The 26,023-nt window shown below is 53.1% G+C and carries 25 protein-coding genes and 2 tRNA genes; 14 read left to right on the plus strand and 13 right to left on the minus strand.

The window, feature by feature from the left end; all coding sequences use genetic code 11:
- The first annotated feature begins 72 nt into the window (after nucleotides 1-72).
- Nucleotides 73-1,593 (plus strand): amidophosphoribosyltransferase, encoded by a 1,521-nt coding sequence (purF, locus tag KF947_RS21730; protein WP_227405095.1) that lies wholly within the window; start codon nucleotides 73-75, stop codon nucleotides 1,591-1,593.
- Nucleotides 1,594-1,605: 12 nt separating this feature from the next.
- Nucleotides 1,606-2,814: an O-succinylhomoserine sulfhydrylase gene (locus KF947_RS21735; RefSeq protein WP_133730697.1), complete on the plus strand. Its 1,209-nt coding sequence runs from the start codon at nucleotides 1,606-1,608 to the stop codon at nucleotides 2,812-2,814.
- Between the two features lie 114 nt (nucleotides 2,815-2,928).
- Here the strand turns inward: KF947_RS21735 and KF947_RS21740 are convergent, their stop codons facing one another.
- Nucleotides 2,929-3,207 (minus strand): hypothetical protein, encoded by a 279-nt coding sequence (locus KF947_RS21740; protein WP_227405096.1) that lies wholly within the window; start codon nucleotides 3,205-3,207, stop codon nucleotides 2,929-2,931.
- 354 nt (nucleotides 3,208-3,561) lie between these two features.
- On the opposite strand from KF947_RS21740, the gene KF947_RS21745 reads away from it, so the two are divergent.
- From KF947_RS21745 to KF947_RS21755, 3 genes are all read left to right on the plus strand, one after another.
- Nucleotides 3,562-4,134: a cytochrome b gene (locus KF947_RS21745; protein ID WP_227405097.1), complete on the plus strand. Its 573-nt coding sequence runs from the start codon at nucleotides 3,562-3,564 to the stop codon at nucleotides 4,132-4,134.
- Nucleotides 4,135-4,227: 93 nt separating this feature from the next.
- The gene (locus KF947_RS21750; RefSeq protein ID WP_227405098.1) at nucleotides 4,228-4,812 is read left to right on the plus strand and encodes a YceI family protein; all 585 of its coding nucleotides are present in this window, start codon (nucleotides 4,228-4,230) and stop codon (nucleotides 4,810-4,812) included.
- Nucleotides 4,813-4,905: 93 nt separating this feature from the next.
- Nucleotides 4,906-6,240, plus strand: coding sequence for an MATE family efflux transporter (locus KF947_RS21755; protein ID WP_223288779.1), 1,335 nt, complete (start codon nucleotides 4,906-4,908; stop codon nucleotides 6,238-6,240).
- On the opposite strand, the gene KF947_RS21760 is transcribed toward KF947_RS21755, so the two are convergent.
- The 4 genes from KF947_RS21760 to KF947_RS21775 form a co-directional block, all read right to left on the minus strand.
- Nucleotides 6,237-7,721 (minus strand): NCS2 family permease, encoded by a 1,485-nt coding sequence (locus KF947_RS21760; protein ID WP_227405100.1) that lies wholly within the window; start codon nucleotides 7,719-7,721, stop codon nucleotides 6,237-6,239. The two genes, KF947_RS21755 and KF947_RS21760, sit on opposite strands and share 4 nt — an antisense overlap.
- 137 nt (nucleotides 7,722-7,858) lie before the next feature.
- Complete coding sequence (locus KF947_RS21765; protein ID WP_133733533.1) at nucleotides 7,859-9,049, minus strand: aromatic amino acid transaminase; 1,191 nt, start codon at nucleotides 9,047-9,049, stop codon at nucleotides 7,859-7,861.
- A complete protein-coding gene (locus KF947_RS21770) occupies nucleotides 9,050-9,388 on the minus strand; it encodes a 4a-hydroxytetrahydrobiopterin dehydratase (protein WP_133733532.1) in 339 nt (112 codons plus the stop codon).
- Between the two features lie 30 nt (nucleotides 9,389-9,418).
- The gene (locus KF947_RS21775; RefSeq protein WP_227405101.1) at nucleotides 9,419-10,321 is read right to left on the minus strand and encodes a GGDEF domain-containing protein; all 903 of its coding nucleotides are present in this window, start codon (nucleotides 10,319-10,321) and stop codon (nucleotides 9,419-9,421) included.
- Nucleotides 10,322-10,586: 265 nt separating this feature from the next.
- Between KF947_RS21775 and cobA the strand changes: the two genes are divergently transcribed.
- From cobA to dcd, 4 genes are all read left to right on the plus strand, one after another.
- A complete protein-coding gene (cobA, locus tag KF947_RS21780; RefSeq protein WP_227405102.1) occupies nucleotides 10,587-11,387 on the plus strand; it encodes a uroporphyrinogen-III C-methyltransferase in 801 nt (266 codons plus the stop codon).
- 189 nt (nucleotides 11,388-11,576) lie between these two features.
- Nucleotides 11,577-12,764, plus strand: coding sequence for a kinesin (locus KF947_RS21785; protein WP_227405103.1), 1,188 nt, complete (start codon nucleotides 11,577-11,579; stop codon nucleotides 12,762-12,764).
- A gap of 174 nt (nucleotides 12,765-12,938) precedes the next feature.
- A complete protein-coding gene (gene apbC / locus KF947_RS21790; protein ID WP_227405104.1) occupies nucleotides 12,939-13,739 on the plus strand; it encodes an iron-sulfur cluster carrier protein ApbC in 801 nt (266 codons plus the stop codon).
- An 11-nt stretch (nucleotides 13,740-13,750) separates the two neighbouring features.
- Entirely contained in the window at nucleotides 13,751-14,317 is a 567-nt protein-coding gene (dcd, locus tag KF947_RS21795) for a dCTP deaminase (protein ID WP_227405105.1), read from the plus strand.
- An 83-nt stretch (nucleotides 14,318-14,400) separates the two neighbouring features.
- Here dcd and purN read toward each other — a convergent pair whose 3' ends face one another.
- A complete protein-coding gene (gene purN / locus KF947_RS21800) occupies nucleotides 14,401-15,168 on the minus strand; it encodes a phosphoribosylglycinamide formyltransferase (RefSeq protein ID WP_227405106.1) in 768 nt (255 codons plus the stop codon).
- Nucleotides 15,165-16,232 (minus strand): phosphoribosylformylglycinamidine cyclo-ligase, encoded by a 1,068-nt coding sequence (purM, locus tag KF947_RS21805; RefSeq protein ID WP_227405107.1) that lies wholly within the window; start codon nucleotides 16,230-16,232, stop codon nucleotides 15,165-15,167. The genes purN and purM overlap by 4 nt, the downstream gene beginning before the upstream one ends.
- A gap of 244 nt (nucleotides 16,233-16,476) precedes the next feature.
- Here purM and KF947_RS21810 point away from each other — a divergent pair, with 244 nt between their 5' ends.
- Entirely contained in the window at nucleotides 16,477-17,637 is a 1,161-nt protein-coding gene (locus KF947_RS21810; RefSeq protein ID WP_227405108.1) for an AI-2E family transporter, read from the plus strand.
- Entirely contained in the window at nucleotides 17,634-18,341 is a 708-nt protein-coding gene (gene hda / locus KF947_RS21815; protein WP_133733524.1) for a DnaA regulatory inactivator Hda, read from the plus strand. The genes KF947_RS21810 and hda overlap by 4 nt, the downstream gene beginning before the upstream one ends.
- 111 nt (nucleotides 18,342-18,452) lie before the next feature.
- Here hda and KF947_RS21820 read toward each other — a convergent pair whose 3' ends face one another.
- Entirely contained in the window at nucleotides 18,453-18,827 is a 375-nt protein-coding gene (locus KF947_RS21820) for a phasin family protein (protein ID WP_064233518.1), read from the minus strand.
- 291 nt (nucleotides 18,828-19,118) lie between these two features.
- Here KF947_RS21820 and KF947_RS21825 point away from each other — a divergent pair, with 291 nt between their 5' ends.
- Nucleotides 19,119-20,495 (plus strand): class II fumarate hydratase, encoded by a 1,377-nt coding sequence (locus tag KF947_RS21825; protein ID WP_133733523.1) that lies wholly within the window; start codon nucleotides 19,119-19,121, stop codon nucleotides 20,493-20,495.
- A 36-nt stretch (nucleotides 20,496-20,531) separates the two neighbouring features.
- On the opposite strand, the gene KF947_RS21830 is transcribed toward KF947_RS21825, so the two are convergent.
- Nucleotides 20,532-21,602: an endonuclease/exonuclease/phosphatase family protein gene (locus KF947_RS21830; protein ID WP_227405109.1), complete on the minus strand. Its 1,071-nt coding sequence runs from the start codon at nucleotides 21,600-21,602 to the stop codon at nucleotides 20,532-20,534.
- Between the two features lie 219 nt (nucleotides 21,603-21,821).
- Between KF947_RS21830 and KF947_RS21835 the strand changes: the two genes are divergently transcribed.
- Both KF947_RS21835 and KF947_RS21840 read left to right on the plus strand, forming a co-directional pair.
- A tRNA-Val gene (locus KF947_RS21835) sits at nucleotides 21,822-21,898 on the plus strand.
- Nucleotides 21,899-21,920: 22 nt separating this feature from the next.
- Nucleotides 21,921-21,997: transfer RNA gene (locus tag KF947_RS21840), tRNA-Val, on the plus strand.
- A 386-nt stretch (nucleotides 21,998-22,383) separates the two neighbouring features.
- On the opposite strand, the gene KF947_RS21845 is transcribed toward KF947_RS21840, so the two are convergent.
- The 4 genes from KF947_RS21845 to KF947_RS21860 form a co-directional block, all read right to left on the minus strand.
- Complete coding sequence (locus KF947_RS21845; RefSeq protein WP_227405110.1) at nucleotides 22,384-22,869, minus strand: GAF domain-containing protein; 486 nt, start codon at nucleotides 22,867-22,869, stop codon at nucleotides 22,384-22,386.
- A 101-nt stretch (nucleotides 22,870-22,970) separates the two neighbouring features.
- On the minus strand, nucleotides 22,971-23,762 hold the full coding sequence (locus KF947_RS21850) for a MetQ/NlpA family ABC transporter substrate-binding protein (protein ID WP_133733520.1): 792 nt from the start codon (nucleotides 23,760-23,762) through the stop codon (nucleotides 22,971-22,973).
- A 103-nt stretch (nucleotides 23,763-23,865) separates the two neighbouring features.
- Nucleotides 23,866-24,519 carry a methionine ABC transporter permease gene (locus KF947_RS21855; protein WP_071695914.1) on the minus strand — a complete coding sequence of 218 codons (654 nt, stop codon included), beginning with the start codon at nucleotides 24,517-24,519 and terminating at the stop codon, nucleotides 23,866-23,868.
- Nucleotides 24,500-25,558, minus strand: coding sequence for a methionine ABC transporter ATP-binding protein (locus KF947_RS21860; protein ID WP_133733519.1), 1,059 nt, complete (start codon nucleotides 25,556-25,558; stop codon nucleotides 24,500-24,502). Before KF947_RS21860 ends, KF947_RS21855 begins: the two co-directional genes overlap by 20 nt.
- Between the last annotated feature and the right edge of the window lie 465 nt (nucleotides 25,559-26,023).

Genomic DNA, 26,023 nt, shown 5'->3' on the forward strand with positions numbered 1-26,023 from the left:
GATTCTACGAACGTTCGGGCTTTCTTAGGTATGTGACTTAGGTAAGCCATGGCATTAAGCGAGGTAACGTGAATGTGCGGTATAGTGGGCCTTCTGGGCAAGCAGGCGGTAAATCAGGGAATCTACGATGCCCTGACCGTACTTCAGCATCGTGGCCAGGACGCTGCCGGCATGATGACATGGAGCGAGGGACGCTTCCTACTGCGCAAGAGTAACGGCTTGGTACGTGATGTATTTCACACCCGCCATATGGCCCGCCTAAAAGGTAATCTAGGCATTGGTCACGTGCGTTACCCGACGGCAGGCTCTTCAAGTGAAGCCGAGTCACAGCCGTTCTATGTTAACTCTCCTTACGGTATTGCGCTGGCGCATAATGGCAACCTGACCAACTCCGAGCAGTTGAAGCAGGAGCTGTTCTCTACCGACCTGCGTCATATTAATACCAGCTCCGATTCTGAAGTGCTGCTCAATGTCTTTGCTCACGAGCTGGGCAAACAGGGTTTGCACCTGGAAGCGGAAGATATCTTCGACGCCGTGCGTCGCGTTCACCGTCGCTGCAAGGGCGGTTATGCTGCTGTCGCGATTATTAACGGCTTCGGCATGGTGGCGTTCCGCGACCCCTTCGGTATTCGACCCGTGGTGTTTGGTACTCGCGAAGAGGAGAACGGGCAGGCGGTGATGATCGCCTCCGAGTCCGTTGCCTTGGACGTGGGCGGTTTTGAGCTTGAGCGCGACCTTTCACCTGGCGAAGCCATCTTTGTCGATATTGAAGGCAATATTCATACTCAGGTATGTGCTGACCGTCCCGAGCTACGTTCGTGTATTTTTGAGCACGTTTATCTGGCGCGTCCCGATTCGCTGCTGGATGGCGCCTATGTTTACGGCACCCGTATGCAAATGGGTCGCAAGCTGGGTGACCGCATCCTCAATGAGTGGCTGGATCACGATATCGACGTGGTCATCCCGATCCCTGATACGTCGCGCACCTCCGCCCTTGAAATGGCGCAGCACCTCGGTGTGACCTACCGCGAAGGGTTCATGAAGAACCGCTATATTGGCCGTACCTTTATTATGCCGGGGCAAACCCAGCGTAAAAAATCCGTACGCCAAAAGCTCAATGCTATAGACGTTGAGTTTAAGGGTAAAAATGTCCTGCTGGTGGACGACTCTATTGTGCGCGGCACGACCTGTAAGCAGATCATTCAAATGGCCCGCGATGCAGGCGCGCGTAAAGTTTATTTTGCTTCAGCAGCGCCCCCGGTGCGATTCCCTAACGTTTACGGCATCGATATGCCAGCGGCGTCTGAATTGATTGCCCATGGCCGTAGCGAAGAAGAAGTTGGGGATTTGATTGGCGCTGACCGTATCTTCTATCAAAACCTGGAAGATCTAAAAGCGGCCTGCCGCGAAGTGAATCCTGAAATGGAAGAGTTTGATTGCTCGGTGTTTGACGGCAACTACGTGACCGGTGATATCGACGACGCCTACCTGGCCGCCTTGGAAGCTAGCCGCAATGATTCCGCCAAGGATCAAAGCGCCGGTGACCATGCCCTGGTTGATATGCATAATCAGGACGATGACCTGGACGATTAGGAGAGAAGCCATATGCAGGATGATAATCACCAGGAAAGTCACCAGGATGAGTGGTCACTAGAGACGCTGGCGATTCGGGCTGGCCATCAGCGCACCTTCGAGCAGGAACACTCGGAGCCTATTTTTCCGACCTCAAGCTTTGTCTACGAAAGCGCTGCAGAAGCGGCGCGTAAATTTGGTGGGCAGGAGCCGGGCAACGTCTACTCGCGCTTTACCAACCCAACAGTGCATACCTTTGAGCGCCGTCTGGCGGCCCTTGAAGGCGGCGAGCGCTGTGTGGCCACCAGCTCGGGTATGTCCGCTATTCTCTCTACCGCGCTGGCGCTACTTTCAGCAGGGGATGAGATTGTTGCCTCCCGGTCACTGTTTGGTTCAACGGTTAGTCTGTTCGATAAGTACCTGGGTAAGTTTGGTATTACCACGCACTATGTGGAGCTCTCCAACATTTCAGCCTGGGAGGCGGCGATTACTCCAAAAACGCGGCTACTGTTTGCTGAAACACCCTCAAATCCGCTGTCAGAAATTGCTGATATTCCAGCGCTGGCAGCGTTGGCAAAGCGTCACGATGCGCTACTGGCGATAGATAACTGCTTTCTTACCCCGGCGCTCCAGCAGCCGCTGGCGCTAGGCGCCGATTTAGTGATCCACTCGGCGACCAAGTACCTGGACGGCCAAGGCCGTGCAGTCGGTGGTGCCGTGGTAGGTAGCCATGCGCTGCTTGAAGAAGTGTTCGGCGTGGTGCGCACCTGCGGGCCTTGTCTGAGCCCCTTCAACGCGTGGATTTTTACCAAGGGCCTGGAAACCCTGTCGCTGCGCATGAAGGCCCACTGTGAAAATGCCTTGACTCTAGCGCGTTGGCTGGATGCCCACCCGGCGGTTAAGCATGTGTTTTATAGCGGCCTGGAGAATCATCCTCAGCACGCCTTGGCCAAACAGCAGCAGAAAGGGTTTGGCGCGGTGCTGGGTTTTGAAGTGAAAGGTGGGCAAGAGGGGGCGTGGCAGGTGATCGATGCAACCCGAATGCTTTCGATAACGGGTAACTTGGGTGACGTTAAATCCACCATTACTCATCCGGCCACCACTACCCATGGGCGTTTGTCTGATGCTCAGAAAGATGCGGCGGGTATTGCGCCAGGGCTGATCCGCGTGGCGGTAGGGCTTGAGAGTCAGCAGGATATCCAGCGCGATCTTGCTCGTGGACTGGATGTTCTGGCTGGCTAATTGATGTTAAGCAATCCTGTACAGTAACGAAAACCCACCTTTGAAAGGTGGGTTTTTCGTACTTTTGAAACCTAATGAGTCATATGCTGTGCAAACAAAGCACCCTTATTTGTTTTAAGAAGCGTTGCGGTGAGGCAAGTCTGACAGCGCAATCTGGTCTTCATTGCTGGAAGAGTGATTGATGTGAGAGCTCGGAGCAACAATGATGTTGTTCTTCGCATCGCCGTTGAACAATGGCAAATCAGCTGGTGTCAGGTGCACGCTGTCAGTGCTGTAATTCGCTGAAGAGCTAGGCTGAATAATCTGGTTAAGCTCGCCAGATCCCTGTTCAGCTAGAACGGCAGTAGAAGTCAATGTCATGGCAATAGCGGTGATAAGGGTCATTTTTTTCATGATTGGCGCTCTCTAATAGAAAGTTTATGTACCGTTTTTCGGTCATTTCTGGATGTCTTGTAGGACATGCGCTAATAGTAAGCGCGCAAACAAAATTATAAAATTGGTTATATTTGCTCTATTTATTCGATTTTATAGAATGGATTGACTTTGACTTTTTAGAAAGGCGAACTGCGTAAAGGTTGTTATCGGGTTATTCAATGGTTTTTACGAATGAAATATCCTGCTTTTTTCAGCAGTTTTTATTAGCTTCTAGCGGTAAGGTTCTGGGCGTGGACGAATAGCGTAATCCAAGATCTGATAAGCGCGTTGGCTAAGTTGAAGCCGCTATAGATAAAAATGAGGAATAGCACAATGTGGCGTAACAGTCGCACCGGTTGGGGATTGATTAGTATTCTGTTTCATTGGCTAAGCGCGCTGGCCATTATTGGTCTGTTTGTACTGGGCTGGTGGATGACTGACCTGGGCTATTATAACCCTTGGTATAATCAGGGGCCTTGGGTACACCGCTCGATTGGCATTTTGCTATTGTTGGCTACCTTTGCGCGTTTGGTATGGCGCTTCGTCCAGCCGACGCCTTTCGCCGAGGGTAGCCAATTAGAAACTATTGCGGCCCATCTCGGTCATATTGCGCTCTATGTGCTTTTATTAGTCGTTATGGTGAGTGGCTATTTAATTTCTACTGCCGATGGGAGTGGCATTAGTGTGTTCGGTTGGTTTGAGGTGCCGGCGTTGCTATATGACTTGCCCAATCAGGCAAGCCAGGCGGGCACCGTACACTGGTACAGCGCACTGGCACTAATGATCTTAACTGCGGGCCACGCCCTTGCTGCTTTTAAGCATCATTGGCTAGGGCGGCACAAAACCTTGGTACGTATGCTAAACCCAGCGCACAGCCATGCTGGCAGTCACGATGCACCAAGATAATAACGTTATCTGTATACAAGTTTTTCTAACCACTGCGGGTAAGATAATTGACTGCCCGCAGTGCCTATTAAGTAAAGCAAGGAGCAATTCAATATGTTCAAGAAGACCGCATTTGCATCCGCGATCGCCGCTGTAGCGCTGGTACCGTTGAGCCAAGCGCAGGCAGCTGATTATCAGATTGATACAGAAGGCCAGCACGCTTTTGTTCAGTTTAAAATTTCACACCTGGGCTTCTCCTATATTCTAGGCAGCTTTGAAGAGTTTGAAGGTCAATTTGCCTACGATCCTGAAGATCTCGATGCATCTTCTGCTGAAATCGAAGTACAGGTGGATAGCCTGACCAGTAACCACGCAGAGCGCGATCGTCATATTCTGAGTGACGATTTCCTCAACGCCAGCGAATTTCCGACCGCTACCTTCACATCAACAGGCTTTGAATCAACGGGCGATGATGAAGGTGTGCTGACCGGTGATCTGACCTTGCATGGCGAAACTCAAGAAATTGAAATGCCGGTTAAACTGATGGGTGAGGGTGATGACCCTTGGGGCAACTACCGCGCTGGTTTCGAAGGCAGCACCACGCTGACTCTGAGCGATTACGGAATCAACATGAGCGATTTCCCTGAATCCATGCATGAGCTTGAGCTATACGTCACGTTTGAAGGTATTCGTCAGTAAAGAGTACTCTTAGTTAAGCGCCATCACCCCGTTAGGGGTGGTGGCGTTTTTGCGTTTAAGGCGAATAAAAGGAGAGTTGGCTTGGCAATTGTGATGCAGCAACGCGAGTTGGCGATAACCCTATGGCGGCAAACCTGGCCAATGGCCATCGGGGTGTTGGCGCTATTGGGTTTTCAACTTGTTGATAGCGCCTTTATTGCCCGTTTGGGGACTGCGCAGCTAGCTGCACAGTCGTTCACCTTTCCGCTGTCATTTCTGATTATCGGCATTCAAGTGGGTATGGGGATTGCGATTGCCGCGCTGATTTCCCGGGCGCTAGGTGCAGGGGAAGGTGAGCGGGCGAGGCGCTTAAGTAGTTTGGTGTTAATGGCGGGCGGTGGCGTGATCGGCCTATTGGCGATCATATTGTGGCTATTTCATGTGCCCATTTTTCGACTGCTGGGTGCGGATGACACCACGCTCTCGTATATTTATATTTACTGGGGTCCTCAGCTTTTATCTGCATGGCTGGGTGCGCTGCTCTATTTTAGCTATAGCGTATTCCGCGCCCATGGGGATACCCGCTTGCCGGGCAAAATGATGGTGCTGAGCAGCCTTGTTAACCTTGTACTCGACCCTTTGCTGATTTTTGGGGTAGGCGATTGGCAGGGCTGGGGATTGCCCGGTGCTGCCTGGGCAACTGCAATTGCTTTCTCTGTGGGGCTGTTGGTCACTACGCGTAAACTGCTAAAACGCCAGTGGGCGTCGCAGTTAGGGCTGTGGATAGAGGCGAAACAGTCGTGGCGGCCGTTTACAGGCATTGCCGCTCCCGCGATGGTCAGCCAATTGATGCCGCCCTTGGCGGCGATGCTGGCAATTTCCGTGGTGGCGGGCCTGGGCGAAAGTGAAGTAGCCGCCTGGGGGTTGGCGAGTCGTTTGGAAACACTCTCGCTGATGGTGATTCTAGCCATGACCATGTCGCTGCCACCTTGGTTAGGGCGCTGCTACGGCGCCGGTGATTGGGGGCAGATACAGCAGCTTATGCGCTTGGCGGTCAAGGTCGCGCTGGTTTGGCAGCTTAGTCTGGGCGTGTTGCTGGCCCTGGGGGCTCCCTGGCTAGCCATGGCTTTAGCGGGTAATCCTGAAGTACAAAACGAGCTGGCTCTGCTGATTCGCTTTCTGCTGCCTAGCTACGCCGCGCTGGGCGTTTGCATGCTAGTGGTCTCGGCGGGAAATGCCTTAGGTTGGCCGCTGCGAGCGATGCTGCTATCCAGCGCTCGGCTGTTTGTTTGCTATCTGCCCTGCCTCTGGTTGGGTTCACAGTTCTTCGGTTGGTGGGGGCTGGCGGCGGGCGCGGCCATAGGCAACCTGCTGGCGGGCTTGATGGCGTGGCAGGTCATGCGGCGTATTTTGTCCCGCCCGCATCGGCAGGCGGGATTCGTTAATTAACGCAGGCGCCCAGCTTCCTGAAAGGAGAAATAGATAAACAGCAGCGCCATCCCTAAGTAGCCCATCGCGAACTCTGGGGAAGCATTGAGTGACAGCTCGGGGGCATGCATCAGCCCGACGAAGGAAAAGCCCGCGGCAATGGCTGCGAAGGCGGCCGCACGTCGGAACTGATGGTCAATTACCGATACTGTCATTGCGCCCAGCAGAATGGCCATAAACATAGCCCCTTGGCCCATTACCACAATGGCACTGGATATGTCGGTGACGACTTCACCAGCCCCGCGGTTAAAGCGCGTCATCACGTAGTTGGCGAAGTAGGGCAGCATGGCCAGCGCCACAGCAGGGTAGTAGCGTGTGTCGTTGGCCTGAAACGCGGTGGCAATCATCGACATGCCGACAAAGACCAAAATCGGTGCCACCACCGAAACGGGAATAATCGCGGCCAGGGCGGCGATTAAACCAAACATGGTAGCCAGCGCATAAACAGCACCGTTGAGAAGGCTGTAGCCTCGGCCTGCGCCCATCCACTTGGCCCCCACGGTAGCTATATAAACCGTGGTTGGAAACACGCCGCCAAACAGGGCGCCAATCATGGTACCGGCGCCATCAACCGCCTGACACTCGCGCACATCGTACTTATCGCCTGCCGCCTCCATCGCCTCGACGTTGTTCATCGTCTCAATGGCGTTATACAGCGTGATCGGCAGAACGACGGTCAAGACTGCGAGCATGCTGGTGAACAGTAAACCCAGCCCTTCAAACCAGGCTAGATTGGGAAGCAGCGGGTAAAAGCCTAGGTGGGTAAAGGCATCGCTAAAGCGTTCGGTACCGGCATCGCCAATCAAATAGGCCATGGCAGTACCGACGATGATGGCGAATAGCGAGGTGGGCAGTTTAAACGGCATGCTCACTCTGGCGACCAGGCCAACAATAATGATCGCTAACACCAGCAGGCCAATAATCGGCATTTCCAGGGTTTTGAACAGCATTTCACCGGCGATAAACGTCAGGGCGACACCGGCAACGGCGCCCAGCATCGCGGCGCGGGGCAGGTGATACTGCACCCAGCGGCCAACCACGCTGATCGCGGCTTCGATAGCGCCGCTGATAAAACAGGCGGCGACCGCAACTTTCCAGGCCATTTCAGCATCACCGGTGAGCTGTTTGGCGGGCAGCAGTACGCCGAATAGAAACACAAACATGACCGGCGTTGAGATACCGTAAGAGAGCGCCGTTACATCGGCACGGTTCTCCTTACGGGCCAATCTTGCCGCGCTCCATGCATAGTAGAAATTACCCACCATGACCGCGACTGCCGCTCCCGGCAGCACCTGCCCATAGACAATGGATGAGGGGAATCCCATGCCCAACATGGTGATGGCGATAATGACAAAGTTGGCAATATTGTTTTGGAACAGGGCGAAGAACGCGTCGGTATCTTCTTTTTTGTACCAGGGGTAGTGGATGCTGGCAGCCGCCATGGTAGGCCTCTTGATTATGGTGTGTTGTATACAAGGCAACGCTGAGTGTGCCGAAGTGTTGACTGATCGGTCAAGTGCTCAGCACACAAAAACGCCCAGGTAGGCCTGGGCGTTTGTAGTACGGCAATGCTTGCTAGCTAGTCGTTAACAGCGGCAATCGCTTTAGCCAGGTAGGGCAGGTTCTCATGGGAGAAGCCCGCTACGTTAGCGCGACCCGAGCGCACCATGTAGATGCCAAATTCATCGCGCAAACGATCCACCTGTTCCGGCGTTAAGCCGGTGTAGGAGAACATGCCGCGCTGCTCTGCTACGCAGGCGTACTTCTCGTCAAGCCCGTAGGGCTTCAGCGCTTCGACGAAATCGCGACGCAGGGTATTAATACGATCACGCATTTCGGTGAGCTCTTCACGCCATAGCGCAGTCAGCTCTGGATCGTGGAGGATCTCGCTGACGATAGCGCCGCCGTGCGCAGGCGGGTTTGAGTAGTTTTCCCGTGCCACGATCGCGACCTGCGAGCGAATGTTATCCATCTGCTCGCTGTCTTTTGCCACCATGATCAAGCAGCCGGTACGCTCGCAATAAATACCAAAGTTCTTCGAGCAGGAGCTGGTGATGATCGCTTCGTCGAGGTTTTCCGCCAGCAGGCGTACGCCGTAAGCGTCCTCATCCAGGCCTTCACCAAAGCCCTGATAGGCAAAGTCGATCAGCGGCAGCAGCTTGCGCTCACGGACGATCTCTAGCACTTCCTGCCACTGGGCGTGGGAAAGATCAAACCCAGTCGGGTTGTGACAGCAGGCGTGGAGTACGACTACATCACCTTCTGGGATACTTTTTAGCGCTGCACGCATACCGTCAAAGTCGAGACGGTTGTCAGGGTCAACGTAGGGGTACTTGTGTAGCTCAATACCTGCGGCGGTAAAAATACCGTGGTGGTTGGGCCACGTTGGGTCGCTTACCCAGATACCTTTGCCCGGCAACTGAGTGGAAATGAAATCGGCTGCCAAGCGCAGGGCGCCGGTGCCGCCAGGCGACTGGGTAGCGCTGGCACGGTTGGCTTTCAGTACCGGTGACTCAGCACCAAATACCATGGGAAGTACTACTTCGCCATAGCTAGGCGCGCCGTGAGAACCGATATAGGTTTTCGTCGTTTCATTCTTGAGCAGGCGAGCTTCTGCTTCCTTAACGGCGCGCATTACCGGCGTATTGCCTTGGGTATCGCGGTAAACACCAACACCTAAATCCACCTTTTGCGGATTGGTATCTTTCTTGAAAGCTTCGATCAGCCCGAGAATGGCATCTCCTGGGACTCGCTCAATATGCTCAAACATTTATTCGGCTACCTCGTCGGTTCTGGCGGCAAGAATGAAGTCATTAAGATGCAGGCCTTTAATAGCGTGAGACCACCACGTAACGGTGGCTTTGCCCCACTCGGTCACGATAACGGGGTGATGGCCGGCCTGCTCTGCAATATCGCCAACGCTCTGGGTAAACGCCAATGCGCTGGCAAAGTCACGGAATTTAAAACTTCGCGACAGCTTCATGATGCCATCGTGCTCGACAATCTGCCACTGGCTGAGGCTTTTTAGCCGCTCTTGGGCCTCATCTTTATTAAAAGGTTGAGCATCTTTGCTGCACGGCTCACAAATGGCGTCGGCTAGCCTTGTCATTGTATGGCTCCTGCAATGGGGGATTCCCTATCAGCGTAGATGGCAAACGCAGTCGCGACCAACGTCTTTAGCGCTATACAATGCCTGGTCGGCCCGCTCGATCAAGCTCGTGAGGGGTTCGCCACAGCGATACTCGGCAACCCCAATGCTCAATGTCACTTGGCCCGGCCCCATACCGAAGTCGCGTACACTGATGGCCTGGCGTAAGCGGTCAGCAAGTGCATGGCATTGCTGCAGCGGCGTAAGCGGCAGCACGACCATAAACTCTTCACCTCCTAACCGAGCGACCATGTCTTCACAGCGCAGCAGCGACTGGGCGTGCATGGCTAGCTGTTTAAGCACATCATCCCCATGTAGGTGGCCCCAGCGGTCGTTAAGGCGTTTAAAATGATCGATATCGATCATCATGATGGAGAGCGGTGTGCCGTGGCGGGTGCTAAGCGATGTAACATGGGTTAAGTGCATCATCAGCTTGCGCCGATTGGGCAGTTGCGTCAGGGGGTCTGTGTCGCATAGCTTGCGAAGCCGCTGCTCTTCGCTGACTTGATCGCTAATATCCATCATTATGCCGTTCCACTGTACGCCATCGACAACGGGCTTTGGCTTGGCGCTCACCGCAATCCAGCGGGGGTTGTCTTCTGGAAACGGTAGTCGAAAGCGCGTCGTGAGAGGCAGCATCCAGCGGGCCGAACGTTCGATCGCCGACATTATCTTGGGGTGGTCATTGCCGGTCAGTTGTTCAACTAACTCGCCAGCATTTTGAGCAAGCAGATCCCGGTCAATATGCTTGAGAGCCACGCCGCCGCCCTCTAAGTAGGGGAACCGCATATGGCCATTGCGCGCGCGATGAAACTGAAAGATAACGCCTGGTATGTGGGGTACAAGGTGGTCTGCACTGACTCGCTCTGGTGCGTCTATATCATTCACGGGCATGCGTGAATCTCCAAACATATGCCAATTTGAATTTGATCGTGAAGATTAGCCCTAAAACGTAATCAGGTTGTAAACCATTGCAGACAAAATCACCATTATCTATATTTTTTTAGAATATGCATGTTCTTTTCTTGTATATATTGGATTCTATTTTAAGCAATAGACAAGGTGTTATTGGTATTTAGTGGTAAAATTAATTACTTTTTTGCATATTAAAAACCTTTTTTATTCCTGGGGTGGATTCTTGGAAGCAGGACGAGAGCAAATGTCTCAGCCATACGGCTTGGTAAGTCTAGTGGGCGCTGGCCCTGGCGATCCGGAGTTATTAACGTTAAAAGCGTATAAGCGCCTACAGTCCGCTGAAGTGGTGCTGTACGACCGTTTGGTTAGCGATGAGATTGTCGCCTTTATACCGCCACAGGCGCAGCGATTTTATGTGGGTAAAGCACGCTCGCTGCACAGTGTCCCTCAAGAGGGTATTAATCAAGCGCTTGTAAAGTGGGCTCAGCAGGGTAAGCGTGTCGTGCGCCTTAAAGGTGGTGATCCGTTTATTTTTGGCCGAGGTGGAGAGGAGCTTGAGGCGCTGGTGGCGGCACAAGTGAGTGTGGAAGTAATCCCTGGGGTGACGGCCGCATCAGGCTGCGCGGCCTATGCGGGCATTCCTTTGACTCATCGCGACCATGCCCAGTCGGTGCGTTTTGTTACCGGACATTTGCAACAGGGCGAGTGTGAGCTTGATTGGGATGCGTTAGCGCGGCCAGGGCAAACCTTGGTGTTTTATATGGGGCTCGGCACCGTAAAGGTAATCAGCCAAGCCCTGGTTGAGCATGGTTTAGCCCCAGATACGCCGCTGGCGCTAATTGAGCAGGGAACCACTCGCCGACAGCTTACTCACGTAGGCACGTTGTCTGCGCTGCCAGATGCTTTCTTGGCGGGCTCCATTAAACCGCCTACGCTGCTAATAGTGGGTAGCGTGGTGTCACTGCATACCACCTTGAATTGGTTTGATGCGTTCAGTGGAGAGGCCTCTGGCTTTCATGAGGGAAAGCATCCGCCTTCAGACTAAAAAGATAAACACCTTTGCTTGATTGGTAACACTACTGCAACATTTATACACGTTTTTGCAAACAGACTGGCTAGATACAGCGAGCTGTGTATGCTGAAGGGGGAGATCATTCACGGTTAGCGCAATATCCACTTACTTGATTATCGTTAGCTTGGACAAACGTTAGCTTAGACCATAGAGGAAAGCATAATGTCGGAAGCAAACCATTCGGATCAACAGTCGCCAGCCAACAAGCCAGAGCCGGCTAAAAAGTCGGATATGAAAACCCTCTTCCAGGATAACCGGGTAAAAGCCATTGCCGGTATTGCCGCCATTGCGGTTATTTGGGCGATTATGGCGCAGTCTAACGCAGGCTCTCGCCAGGATCGTGTCGATAGCCTAGAGGAGCAGCTCGCCAGCGCTGAGCAGGAAAATAGCCAAATGAGCCAGCGCATTAGCGAAATCGAGGAAGCTGAAACCAATTTAGCCGCGCTGCAGGAGGAGATGGCAACCCTGGAAGCGCAGCAAGAAGAAGCACGTTCGTCACTTGATAGTGCCCAGGGGAGTGTCAGCGATGTTCAGTCGCGTTTAGAAGAACTTGAATCCGAACGTAATGCGCTGGAAGAGGAAATTGCCTCTCTTAGTGAGCAGGTAGAGAGCGCTGAGAGCGAGATGACCGCGCTGCGCGAAGAGCGCGACGAAATCACTAATACTCGAGATGAGGCAGAGAGCGCCCTCCAGCAAGTAGAAGAAGCGCGTTCTAGCGCTGAAGAAGCCCGTCAGGAGGCTGAGGCCGCCCGTCAGGAAGCTGAGCAGCAGCGTCAAGAAGCGGTTGAAGAGTTGGGCAACACCGAAGAGGAACTCTCCTCGCTCGAAGATCAGATTAGTCAGGCTAATGAACAGCTAAGTGGCTTGGAAGAAGATATTTCGGCTGCCCAAAGCGAGCTAGATGAGCTAAAAAATGAGCGTGACTCACTGACCAGCGAACGCGATGAGCTGCAAAACGAAGTTGATTCGCTAACGGCGCTTCGCGAAGAGGAAGAGCAGAGCTTGAGCGATGTGCGCAGCGAGCTCGACGACGTCATGGTCGCTTTGGAGATGGGCCGCGAGGAAGTGTCGAGTGTTGAAAGCGATATTGAAGAGCGTGAAAGCCAGTTGGAGCGTTTAGAAGGCCAGTTAAGCGAATGGCGCGATGAGCTGTCGACATTAGATAGCCGCTTGGCCGATGCGGAAGAATCCGCCGGTGAGGCTGCTTCATCTTCACAGAATAGCTCTTCACAGAATAGCTCCTCACAGAGCAGTTCTTCTGAAGAAGGCTCGTCAGATGAGGGTTCTTCAAGTGAGAGCGCCAATGATAGCGATGGTGGCAGTGAAGAGTCACAGCAAAACGCAGGCTGATAAATGGCTAAATAGTAATGCTGTAACGCACCTTTCGCGTTAGTAAAGTTGGGGCGGATGTCGGTAACCCGGCATCCGCCCTCTTGTTGTTGGTTTATGATTTTGGCTGTGAGGCGTATCATTCACGCAAGCCTAACGTAAATATTAAGAGCCTAAAACGAGGAGTGCCATTGAATGGATGGGGTTAAGCATATTATTGCAGTGGCATCGGGCAAGGGCGGCGTGGGAAAATCCACCGTCACCGTGAATTTGGCGTTAGCGCTGTCAGCACAGGGCTACCGCGTGGGCGTCCTGGATGCGGATATCTATGGGCCCAGCCAGGCACAAATGCTCGGTGTTAAAGAGGGCACACGCCCTCAGGCGGCAAGTAATGACAAATTCCTTCCGCTCCAGGCCCATGGCATTCAGGCCATGTCGATGGCGTTTATGGTCAATACCCGTGAGCCAATGGTGTGGCGTGGCCCGATGGTAGTGGGTGCCTTTCAGCAGATGCTGACGCAAACCCAGTGGGATAATCTCGATTTTCTGTTGATCGATATGCCCCCAGGTACCGGCGATATTCAGCTGACCCTGGCTCAGAAAGTGCCCGTCGCGGGCGCGGTGATCGTCACCACCCCCCAGGACATTGCGCTATTGGATGCCCGTAAAGGGATTGAAATGTTCCGCAAGGTTAACGTGCCGGTGCTTGGCGTGGTGGAAAATATGAGTCTCTATCACTGCGAAAACTGTGGCCATGAAGCGGCTATCTTTGGCACCGGCGGTGGCGATAGCATCGCTCAGGAGTACGATACCCAAGTGCTTGGAAGGTTACCGCTAACGCTCTCCATCCGTGAACTGACGGATTCAGGGCGGCCGAGCGTAGTCTCTGAACCTGAGGGGACGGTAAGTCAAACCTTTGCGACTATTGCCCAAAAAGTCGCTGAAGCGGTTAGCGCGAATCAAGGCGACGGCCCAACTATTTCCTTTAGTGAGTGATAACGAAATAAATGAGTATCAAATCTGATAATTGGATTCGTCGCATGGCCAAAAGCGAAGCGATGATTGAGCCGTTTGAAGCCGAACAAGTGCGCTATGTGAACGATCAGCGCGTGATTTCCTATGGCACCTCAAGCTACGGTTACGATGTGCGCTGCTCAGACGAATTCAAAGTCTTCACCAATATTCACTCAGCGATTGTCGATCCAAAGGCGTTTGATGCGAAAAGCTTTGTCGATATTAAGGGCGACGTATGCATTATTCCGCCAAACTCTTTTGCACTGGCACGTACGGTGGAGTACTTCCGTATTCCCCGTAACGTGCTGACTATTTGCCTAGGGAAATCCACCTACGCGCGCTGTGGCATTATTGTTAATGTGACGCCGCTGGAGCCTGAGTGGGAAGGCCACGTTACGTTGGAGTTCTCTAACACCACCAACCTGCCGGCAAAAATCTATGCCCATGAGGGGGTCGCCCAGATGTTGTTCTTAGAGTCCGACGAAGTGTGCGAAACCTCGTATAAGGATCGGGGTGGGAAGTATATGGGGCAGCGTGGGGTAACCCTGCCGCGTACCTAGTTATACGAAGTAAACTGCTACGAAAAAGCGCCTTACGGCAAAACCGTAAGGCGCTTTTTAATGCTTATGGTGATGATACCCGTCTAGCCCTGAGACTCTTCGTCGAGCTTTTCATCAAGGTCTTCATCAAGTTCTTCTGCAGCGTCGGCATGGGAAAGCCGCATGCCGTGTTCTGGCAGCAGGTGACCGTCCATTTTGGCCCCTTCGGCACTGAACTGCAGCCTGCCTTCCAAAAACCACTGCACCGCAATCGGGTAGATGAGGTGTTCCCGGGAGCGAACCTTCTCTTGCAGCGTTTCAGCCGTGTCGTCAGCGTTTACCAGCAGCTCCGCTTGCAGTACCACTGGGCCACCGTCTAGCTCTTCGGTGACGAAGTGAACGCTACAGCCGTGGCTGGCAACACCGTCTGCCAGGGCGCGGGCGTGAGTGTTGAGCCCTTGGTAGTCCGGCAGTAACGAAGGATGGATATTCAGCATCCGGCCCAGGAAGCGCTGTACAAAGCGAGGCGTCAAAATGCGCATAAAGCCCGCCAGTACAATCAGATCCGGCTCGTGGCGCTCAATGACTTTGATCAAGGCACCGTCGTAGGCTTCGCGGCTATCGTATTCACGGTGGGGGAGCGCAACCGCTTCAATGCCCGCTTCGTGGGCGCGTTTCAAACCATAGGCGTCAGCGATATTGGAAATCACCGCGACAATCTCACCGCCGCCTAAGCGGTCGTGAGACTGAGCATCAATCAGCGCCTGAAGATTGCTGCCACTGCCAGAAATAAGCACGACAATGCGGCGTGCACCAAGAGGCTCTGGTGTTACGTCTTTAATGGTATCGCTCTGGTAGTCCGTATTGGTCATGCCGAGAGGTTCTCCAGAATAACGGCGTCCCCTTGGCGTTCAACGATCTGGCCTAGACGATAAACGGATTCGCCTTCGGCTTGCAGATGAGCCACTGCTTGCTCTGCTTGATGCTGCGGCAACACAACGACCATGCCAATACCGCAATTGAGCACGCGGTGCATTTCGGTTTCATTCACGTTGCCGTTGGCCTGTAGCCAATCAAACACGGCGGGGCGTTGCCAACTGGCAATATCAATATGCGCCGCGAGGTTGTCCGGCAGCACGCGGGGAATGTTTTCTAGTAAACCGCCACCGGTGATGTGCGATAACGCATGCACGGCAATTTCGCTGCCGCGCATTAAGGAGAGCAGTGATTTAACGTAGATGCGGGTAGGTGCCATCAGCGCATCGCCAAGGGTTTGACCGTCGATGTCGGTCTCTAGCGAAGCGTCGCTAACCTCAAGGATTTTACGAATCAGTGAGTAGCCGTTGGAGTGTGGCCCGGATGAGGCAAGCCCCAATATGACGTCGCCTTCGGCCACTTTGCTGCCATCTAAAATGTCTGCTTTTTCAACCACACCTACGCAAAAGCCCGCTAAATCGTAGTCGTTTCCTTCATACATGCCCGGCATTTCGGCGGTTTCGCCACCTACCAGGGCGCAGCCAGCCAGTTCGCAACCAGCGCCAATGCCGGTGACAACGTCAGCAGCAATATCCACATCGAGCTTACCCGTGGCATAGTAGTCAAGAAAGAGCAGTGGTTCGGCGCCGGCCACGATGAGATCGTTGACACACATAGCGACCAAATCAATACCAATGGTGTCGTGTTTGCCAAGATCCATTGCCAGGCGCAGCTTGGTGCCGACACCATCGGTACCTGAGACGAGTACGGGCTGCCGATAGCCCGCGGGAATCTCGCATAGCGCGCCAAAACCGCCAAGCCCGCCCATGACTTCTGGGCGAGTAGTGCGTTTGGCAACGTGTTTAATGCGGTCAACTAAGGCGTTACCGGCATCAATATCGACGCCTGCGTCCTTGTAGCTGAGGGAAGGAGTAGCCGAAGAAGAGGAAGTCTCGGTCATGACAGATCCTGTGAAGCAAATAGTGGTGCTGGTAGTGCTGGCGACATGGCCAGTGCTAGACGATAACTGAAGCGGATTGTAACACTCAGCGGCGCAGGCCGCACCGCTGTCGCACATGATGAAAAGCTTACGAGCGACTTTTGCTTATATGCGGCATAGTAGTGGCAAGTAAAATAGTAGTGATAAGTAAAATAGTGACGGTAAGTGAAAATGGTTGGTTTAAATCCACGTTTGAGAGGGAACTATGCGGAATTCTTGGTGGGGTGTCCTATTTTTGGTGGTAATAGGCGGTTTAATCTATTTGTTAGACGCGGTGCTGATGCCTTTTATTGCCGGGATGATTCTCGCTTACTTAGCTGATCCGCTGGCTAACCGTTTCCAGCGCTGGGGCATGAACCGGCCATTCGCGGTGAGCAGTGTGTTTTTAGTACTGTTGGTCGTGCTGGTAGCGAGTCTGTTGATATTAATACCGCTGCTTGTTCAACAGCTTAAACAGCTGGGCGAAGCTATCCCGGGTATCTTCAATTGGGTAGAAAATACGCTCGCACCTCAGGTGCAAGAGTGGACGGGTTATGACTTAACCGCGGAGTTAATCAATGCGCGTGAGACGCTGGTCGAAAACTGGCGCGATGCTGGCGGCTACTTAGCTCAGGCGTTAGGCCAAATTGGCCGTTCCGGAATGGCATTTGCCTCATGGATCACCTATGTAGCGCTAATCCCCGTGGTGACCTTCTATTTACTCTTGGACTGGAATCGCCTGCTGACCAATATTGCCAATCTCGTGCCACGCCAGTGGGCGGATGATACTTTCCGGTTGGCGCGTCGCTGCGATGAAGTGTTGTCATCGTTTCTACGTGGCCAACTGCTGGTCATGCTCTGCTTAGGGATTATTTATGCGGTGGGCTTAACGCTGATGGGGCTCAACTTTGGCCTGTTGATCGGCTTTGTGTCCGGGCTGGTAAGCATCGTGCCGTTCCTGGGCTTTATTGTCGGCTTGGTGATTGCCCTTGTTGTCGCGCTGTTCCAGTACGCCACCTGGTGGGCGGTACTAGGCGTCATCCTGGTGTTCAGTATTGGCCAAATGGCGGAGAGTGTGGTTCTACAGCCTAAATTGTTGGGCGATAAGATTGGTCTGCATCCGGTGGCGGTTATATTTGCCGTGCTGGCGGGTGGCAATCTGTTTGGTCTAACAGGGGTGTTGCTGGCACTGCCTGTTGCCGCGGTGATTCTAGTGCTGCTAAAAGAAGTAAAAGTTCGCTATCAGCATAGCGAGTTATACGACGAAAATAATACCGACAAACATGCCTCAATTATCGAGGTCAGCTCTTCGTATCATGATGAGCTGGGGCATAGTGGGCCTAGTCGTGATGGAAATAGTCGTAATGATCAAGGTGAGTCATCATGAGCCGACTACCGGCACAGCTTCCTTTGGGCATTGGTCTGCGCGATGACGCGACCTTTGATAATTACTATGTGGCGCGTTCAAATACGCCGCTGGTAGAGCATCTTACTCAGCAGCTTACTTCAGAGGGGGAGCAGTTTCTCTATCTTTGGGGGGCGCCAGGGGTAGGGCGCAGCCACCTTTTACAGGCGGCGTGTCATGCCGCATCTGATGCGGATAAGCGCGCGCTTTACTTGCCACTGGATGATTTGGGCCACTTTCCGCCGCTAATGCTGGAAGACATCGAGCGTCTGGATCTTGTCGCCATTGATGATTTGGAGTGCGTCATTGGCCGTAAGCGCTGGGAAGAGGCGCTGTTTCATGCCTTTAACCGGCTCAGAGATGCTGGCAAGAAATTAGTGATTGCGGCTAGTGTTTCCCCGCGACAGCTAAACGTGGTGCTACCGGATTTGGCTTCTCGTTTGACCTGGGGGGTAACGTTTCACGTTCACCCCTTAGAAGATGATGACGAGCGGTTGGCAGCGCTAAAGCTGCGCGCCAGTGTGAGAGGAATGCAGCTTCCCGATGACGTTGGTCGCTATATTTTGCATCGTGGCCCCCGCGATCTAGGTGAGCTGTGCCGCGCGGTTGAGACCCTGGATAAAGCATCGCTATCAGCCAAGCGTAAATTGACGATTCCGTTTGTGAAATCCGCCCTCGGTTGGTGAAGTGGCTGGTAAAAAAATGCTAAAGGCAACGACTAAAACGCCCCTGTCAGCGTGAGCCAACAGGGGCGTTTTTTAAGACTTACTTACCAGCTTATTTAATTCAATAAGCGATTAAGCAGTTTTGCTCAACTTGCTAGCAGCGGTTTGCGCCTGCTTAACGTTGTCTTCGGTAATTTTCTGGCTTTTTTGGATAAAGTCTTGCTGCAGGGATACGACTTTATCGGTATCGCCTTTAACACGCTCAGCCAGCTCTTTCGCTACTTTTTGCTGACCTTCCATGTAGCTACGCAGACCTTCTGCGTCTTTTACGTCCATCATTTGGCGCATTTGCGCAATGCCGGTGTCGACATAGGCTTTGCTGGCATCCATCTGAGCGTTAAGCATTTTTTCGCTGTAATCGATGCTCAGCGCCATGTAAGCGCGTACTGGTGCCATAAACATGTTGTCAAACTGTTGAGTCATTTCGTTAGTATTTAATGTACGCATCGTCATACCCTCCTGGGTTTAGTCTTGCCAAAAGCAGCTATCCAGTGGTTGGCGCTGCTTATTGAATGAGTAGCTCTTTAAGCTATCTTGCGTTGCAGCATAGCAACTGTTTTTGTGCAGTGCAACATTTGGTTTTTGGCATTTTAATGCCCGCGGGCTAAGGGCGTGTTTACCCGCATGAACTAACCAGCTAGCTTGAAGGTAGTGGATGCAGCCTTAGCTGGCGAACGATAGATCGGCTTTGCGCTCAGATAAGTATCACTACTGATCTTACCGATGGGAGAAAGAGCAATGGCAACACGGATGGAACGTGACAGCATGGGCGAATTGGAAGTGCCTTCTGACGCCCTTTATGGTGCGCAGACCCAGCGGGCAATCAATAACTTCCCTGTCTCTCATTCGCCCATGCCCCCGGCTTTCATTCATGCAGTCGCGCGTATCAAGCTAGCGGCAGCCCGGGCTAATCAAACGTTAGGAGGGCTTGATAGCGCCCGCGGGGAGGCGATTCAAAAGGCGGCGCGCGAAGTGTTAACGGGCAAGCATGACCAGCACTTCCCCATCGATGTGTTTCAAACCGGTTCAGGCACCTCCACCAATATGAACGTCAACGAGGTACTGGCCACATTGGCAAGTCGAGAGGGCGTTGAGGTGACCCCGAATGATCATGTCAATATGGGGCAGTCCAGCAATGATGTGATTCCCACGGCCATTCACCTTTCGGCTGCCATCGCGGTGCACGAATCACTCCGCCCAGCCTTGGTTCATCTACGCGACACTATCGACCAACGTGCCAGTGAGCTGAGCCATGTGGTAAAAACCGGCCGTACTCACCTTATGGATGCCATGCCGCTGCGTATGGATCAAGAGCTGGGCGCCTGGTCTAGTCAACTAAGTCAGGCCATTGAACGTTTTGATAGCGCCATGAAACGACTGTGCCGCATCGCTCAGGGCGGCACCGCCGTGGGCACCGGCATTAACGCGCCTATCGGTTTTGCTGAGCAGGTCGCCCAGGAGTTGAGCGAACAGACCGGCTTGATGTTTACCCCTAACGACAGCTTCTTTGCCAGCCTCTCGTCTCAGGATGCAGCGGTAGAGCTCTCGGGGCAGTTGAAAGGCTTAGCCTGCGTGATCATGAAAATAGCCAACGACCTGCGCTGGATGAACTCGGGGCCGCTAGCGGGGCTAGGAGAAATTGAGCTTGAGGCGTTACAGCCCGGCAGTTCGATTATGCCTGGAAAGGTGAACCCGGTTATTCCTGAGTCGGCCGCTCAGGCTGCCGCGCAAGTCATTGGTCTAGATGCCGCGATTACCGTGGCCGGCCAAAGTGGTAACTTTCAATTGAACGTGATGCTGCCGTTGGTGGCTTCCAATTTGCTAACATCCATAAGCTTAATGAGTAATACCGCTCGGCTGCTGGCTGATCGTGCGATTGCCACCTTTAAAGTGCGTGAAGATAACCTGCAAGGCCCGCTGGCTAGAAACCCCATTTTGGTGACGGCGCTCAATGGCGTGATTGGCTACAACGCCGCCGCCGCAGTCGCCAAAGAGGCTTACCAGGCGGGAAGGCCGATTATTGATGTGGCGGAAGAGAAAACTGACCTTGACCGGGAGACGCTAGAGCGGCTGCTGGATCCGGTCGCGTTAACACACGGAGGCATCCCTGAGTAACACTTTTAAGGTCAGCTAACTTCAGGCCACCCGAGTTCAGGTCTCCTGCGTTTCGGTTTTACCTTCCTGAATCGTTTCGCTGGCCTCACTGCGCTCCTCGGCATCGGCTTCGGGGGTTTCATGCTCATCTTGACGTGAGGGGCGATAGCAAAAGGTAGCCAGTATCGGGAAGTGGTCGGAACCGAAGTAGTTAAGGCGCTGCATGCCGACTAAGGTGAAGTGCTCGGTCACAAAAATATGGTCAAGGGGCCAGCGCAAAACGGGATATTTGGCGTGGAAGGTGCTGAATAAACCACGCCCACGGCGTGGATCGAGCATGCCGCCAACGCGGCAAAACAGCCGTGTGGTACGTGACCACGCTACATCGTTCAGATCCCCGGCGACCAACGTCGCTTGGGGATCTTCATGAATCTTCTTGCCAACCAACAGCAGCTCAGCATCCCGCCAAAGGGATTTTTCACTCTCGCTTGGGGCCGGTGGACGAGGGTGGAGTGCGTAAAAGCGAATGCTATCGCCGTTAGCAAGCCTCACTCGGGTATGAATAGACGGAATATCGTCCTGAATTAGCCATTCCACCGAGGTGCTAGAGAGTTCCAGGTGAGAGTAAAGGTGCATGCCGTAAAGGTTGTCGAGCGGGATTTTAACGCTATGTGGCCACTGCTCTGCGAGCGCCGGATCCAACTGATCCTGCCACCACTGGTCTGACTCCAGGGTCAGTACTATGTCGGGCTGATGCTGTTTGATCATGTCGATCAGCGCTTGGGCCTGCCGGTTAGGGGTCAGCACGTTGGCGATCAGCAGCGTAATCGTTTTATCTGAGTCGTTACTCTCTGCCGCTTTAACCTGCACCGGCCAGAGCGGTGTCCAGGGCAGAATATAGTAGACCTGAAACAATACAGTGATACCGGAGGCAAGTAGAGCTACCCATAGCCAGGGGCCAGGTTCAACGAAGATAACCGCTAATAGCCAGGTGATTAAGGCTAGGAAGGCGATCTGCAGGCGTGGAAATTCAAAACTGCGGATCCACCACCAGTGTAAATGTATCCGTGCAATCAGCGTAGCCAATAACAGTAGGATCGCTATGCTTCCTAGCAAAATACCCAGCATTGTTTATCTCCCTATAGATAACACCCAGCACATTGAAGCGCTAAGCCTAGCGCTAGAAGGTTGTAGGTGTCGAATTGAACATCTATTCGTAATGGGTTTAACGCTGGCGGGAGAGGGAGCGCATGGGAAAAGAGCTTGCAATTCAGTGATAAAAGCGTAAGATATGCATCCGTTGCAAGGCGTGTTGCTATCCGAATAGCTCACTCCAGATAGTATAATAGAACCATAGCTCAGTTGGTTAGAGCGCCACGTTGACATCGTGGAGGTCGGCGGTTCAAATCCGCCTGGTTCTACCAGCCCTATGTGACACCTCTTTTTAGGACCATAGCTCAGTTGGTTAGAGCGCCACGTTGACATCGTGGAGGTCGGCGGTTCAAATCCGCCTGGTCCTACCAGCTTTTATCAGAAGCGCCCCAGGCAGTGATGCTTGGGGCGTTTTTGTGTGGGCGTTATATGGTGCTTTTCACTTTGTAGACGATGGCTTTTAACCTTTATTTTTTGTAACTATTCAGTAGGTTTCAGGCTGTACTCGCCAACCTGCTGTTTCATCAGGCATAGATAGCTGCCCCGTGGGAGGCAGCTTTAGCTCGCGACCCTCCAAGCTTCCAGCCGGAAGACACTAAGGGGTGCCTTCGGCACCCTTCGCGCGATAAATCGCCCTCCCACAAATAGCTTCTGGCTTAGTGCTGGCTATAGGGTGTTGTGGGAGGGAGCTTTAGCTCGCGACCCTTTAGGCTGCCAGCATGAGCTGAACAGTTACTATTTTTTTACCGCTATTTTTTTACGAGCTCTTTTGAATTAGGTCGGGCAGGTCAGTTTGGCGCTTAAACGTTGCTACCAGGGCCTCAATGCCTACTTGATCTTGTTGGGTGAAGCGCCCGTGCAGCGGGCTATCCAGGTCAAGAACGCCCCATACGCGACCGTCCACCACGATGGGAATCACCAGCTCTGAGCGAGAGTTGGCGTCGCAGGCAATATGGTCGGCAACCGCGTGCACGTCGTCCACTCGCTGGGTGGTTTGTTGGCGAGCGGCCGCGCCGCATACGCCTTTGCTAAAGGGAATTGGATGGCAGGCGGGCTGGCCCTGAAATGGGCCTAGACCTAACACATCAGGCTGGCGCTGAAGATAAAAGCCTGCCCAATTTAAGTCGCTAAGCTGTTGGTGAATAAACGCACAGGTTTGCGCGCTGTTGGTGAGCCAATCGCGTGTATCGAGCAGCGCTTCAAGCTGTCGATTGAGAAGAGGGTAGTCAACACTGTTTTGCATGAGGGATCCTTTGCTACTAACGCAGCAGGCCGACACTTTTGCATAGGGGGCTACCTATGCGAAAGTGTCGGCCTGATGTCATTTATTGATAGCTTGCGGTATTACTCGGTCCAGCCAGGAACTGCTGCGCCTTTGAACAGCTCTTCAGCTTTCTCGATCACTTCGTCGCGCTGATAGGCGTCGACTAACTGGCGAATCTCTTCACGCTCTTCGTCACCGCCGCGAACCGCAATCAGGTTGACGTAAGGAGACTCAGGGCCCTCTTTGATCAAAGCGTCATCTAGGCTTAAACCAGCTGGCTGCGCGAAGGTGTTGTTGATGAATGCCATGTCCACATCGGGCAGCACGCGGGGTAGCTGGGCGGCTTCAATTTCGCGGAAGCGGAAGTCGCGAGGGTTTTCAGCAATATCGATCGGTGTTGATTCGAGAAATTCAGGGTCGTTGAGGGTTATCAGGCCTTCGTTGTGCATCAAAATCAGCGCGCGACCTTCATTGGAAGGGTCGTTGGGTAGTGCGATTTGCGCGCCGTCAGGTAGGTCATCGATACTATCGTATTTTTCTGAGTAAGCGCCAATCGGGTATACGAAGGTGTAGCCAGCGATTGCCAGGTCATAGCCACGGTCATCGACCATCGACTGTAAGTAGGGCTCATGCTGGTAAGCATTAGCGTCTAAGCTGCCGTCGGCCAAGGCGGCGTTCGGGGTAACATAATCAGTGAATTCGATGATTTCCACATCAAGGTCGTACTCTTCTTTGGCAATGCGCGCCGCCACTTCCATCACTTCTGTTTCAGGGCCCGCAACGGTGCCCATTTTGATGCTGCGCGTTTCAGCATTGGCGACGTTAACCGCAAGCGCCAGGGCTGTAAGACTACCAATGATCAGTTTTTGCATGAGGTCTCTCCAGTGACGTTGTGCTTGATGATGCAATGATGCGGCAATAAAAAACCGTTGTCTAATGCATTTTGGTTATATTGGATGGCTAATGATCGGGCTGCTACTTGCGGTCACTTTTGCGCACCAAGTAGTCACCCAAACTCTGAAAGCCCTGCACCATGACAACCAAGATAACCACCGTAATCAGCATGATAGTCGGGTTGAAGCGGTTGTAACCATAGCGAATGCCTAAGTCGCCAAGGCCACCGCCACCCACTGCACCCGCCATGGCTGAGTAGCTCACTAGCGTGACCACGGTAATCGTTAAGCCGGTCATGATCCCGCCGCGAGCTTCTGGAATCAGCACTTTGCCAATAATTTGCCAAGGCGTTGCGCCCATGGCTTGGGCGGCTTCAATTAATCCTGGCGAGATTTCATTAAGTGCCGCCTCGACCAGCCGAGCGACAAACGGAATAGCGGCAATCGTAAGCGGTACCGACGCAGCGTTAATGCCAATCGAGGTGCCCACCAGCATGCGCGTAAAAGGAATGATCGCCACCATCAAAATAATAAACGGGATGGAACGGCCAACGTTGGTAATAATACTCAGTACTTGATTAAGTACGGGCTTTGCCAATATTTGCCGCGGACGCGTGACATACAGCATTACCCCAAGGGGCAAGCCCACAAGGGTAGAAATAAGTCCTGAAACGGCCACCATATAAAGGGTATCCAGCGTGGCCTGTAAAATGAGATCAATCATTGCGCTGGACATGGCCGAGTACCTCCACTTGCAGTTGATGAGATTCGAGATAGTGCATGGCTTGCTGGGTTTGCGTTGGTGAACCTAATAGTTCCGCAATCATCAGGCCCAGGGTGCGCTCCTGAATCGACTCTACCTTTGCTTGTAAAATGCTGACATCGACCCCGCACTCTCGAGCAAGGCGGGAAATCAACGGCGTCGAGACCGCATCGCCAGAGAAGGTTAGGCGTACCACTGGGTGGGTGTTTTCGCCGGGAGCGTCAAGAAGCCTCTCGATCAGCTCTTTGGGCGGCGTTAGCTGCAGGAAGTCGTTGAGAAACTCACGACCCAGCTGGGTGCGTGGGGCGGTAAAGAAGTCGCCGACTTCCGAGTCTTCCACCAGTTCGCCGTCTGAAATCAGGCTCACCCGATGGCAAATCGATTTGACTACTTCCATCTCGTGGGTGATCAGCAGGATGGTAATGCCCAGTTGATGGTTAATATCGCGCAGCAGTTCCAGTATTGAGCTGGTGGTTTGTGGGTCTAGGGCAGAGGTTGCCTCATCGCAGAGCAGTACCTGAGGCTTACTGGCTAGCGCCCGGGCAATTGCTACCCGCTGTTTTTGACCGCCGGAAAGCTGAGCAGGGTACTGGTTGGCTTTATCCGCCAGACCTACCATTTCCAGGAGCGGAATAACGCGATCACGAACGGTTCGGCGTTTTTGCCCCATGAGCTCTAAAGGCAGGGCGACGTTGTCGAACACCGTGCGTGTGGTCAATAGATTAAAGTGCTGAAAAATCATGCCAATACGGTGGCGCGCGCGGTTGAGTGCTGCGTTGCTCAGCTGGGTCATTTCCTGACCATCGACCGTGACGCTACCGCTCGTGGGGCGCTCTAAGAGATTAACGCAGCGAATCAGCGTTGATTTGCCTGCGCCTGAGAGGCCGATGACGCCGTGAATAGTGCCTTTGGGCACACTGAGAGTGGCATTTTTGAGCGCATGGACGGCATTAGTGCCGCTGCCCTTGTTGTTACTGAAATAGGTTTTACTGACGTTGCTAAGTTCAATCATAGCGTCTGCCTTAACGGTAGGCCGAAGACGGAGAGCGGGGTGCGAACAGAGAGCGGGCCAGTGTTGAAGTGAAAATAAAAAAGGCCACCCTAATGGGCGGCCATCAACGCTGGACACACCCTTTTAGCTGCACTTCACTAGGTCAATCACCAATACTACGTCAGTGACCAAGTGGACGCCCGCAATCTGGGTACAAATCGGCGTCATTACATTTGCGGCAAAATTTTAGAGTTAGGTTGCTGTTTTGTCAATTTTAGCCGCCTGATTTTATGTTTTAAGCTTGTGAATTAGCATTATTTTCTAATTTTTATGAATGTTTTGGTTTTTAGTTCTGTGGGCGTGGTTTGAAAAGCTCTCCACTGGAGGAAATTAGCTTAAGCAGCCATGGGAAAGTGGGTGGCGTACAATAGGTCGCTCAAGAAACCATCGTTACTGAGTGCACAAGCATGAGGCACCAGTAGTAAG

The organism is Halomonas sp. FeN2 (assembly GCF_020595105.1).
GTDB classification, from domain to species: Bacteria; Pseudomonadota; Gammaproteobacteria; order Pseudomonadales; family Halomonadaceae; genus Vreelandella; species Vreelandella neptunia.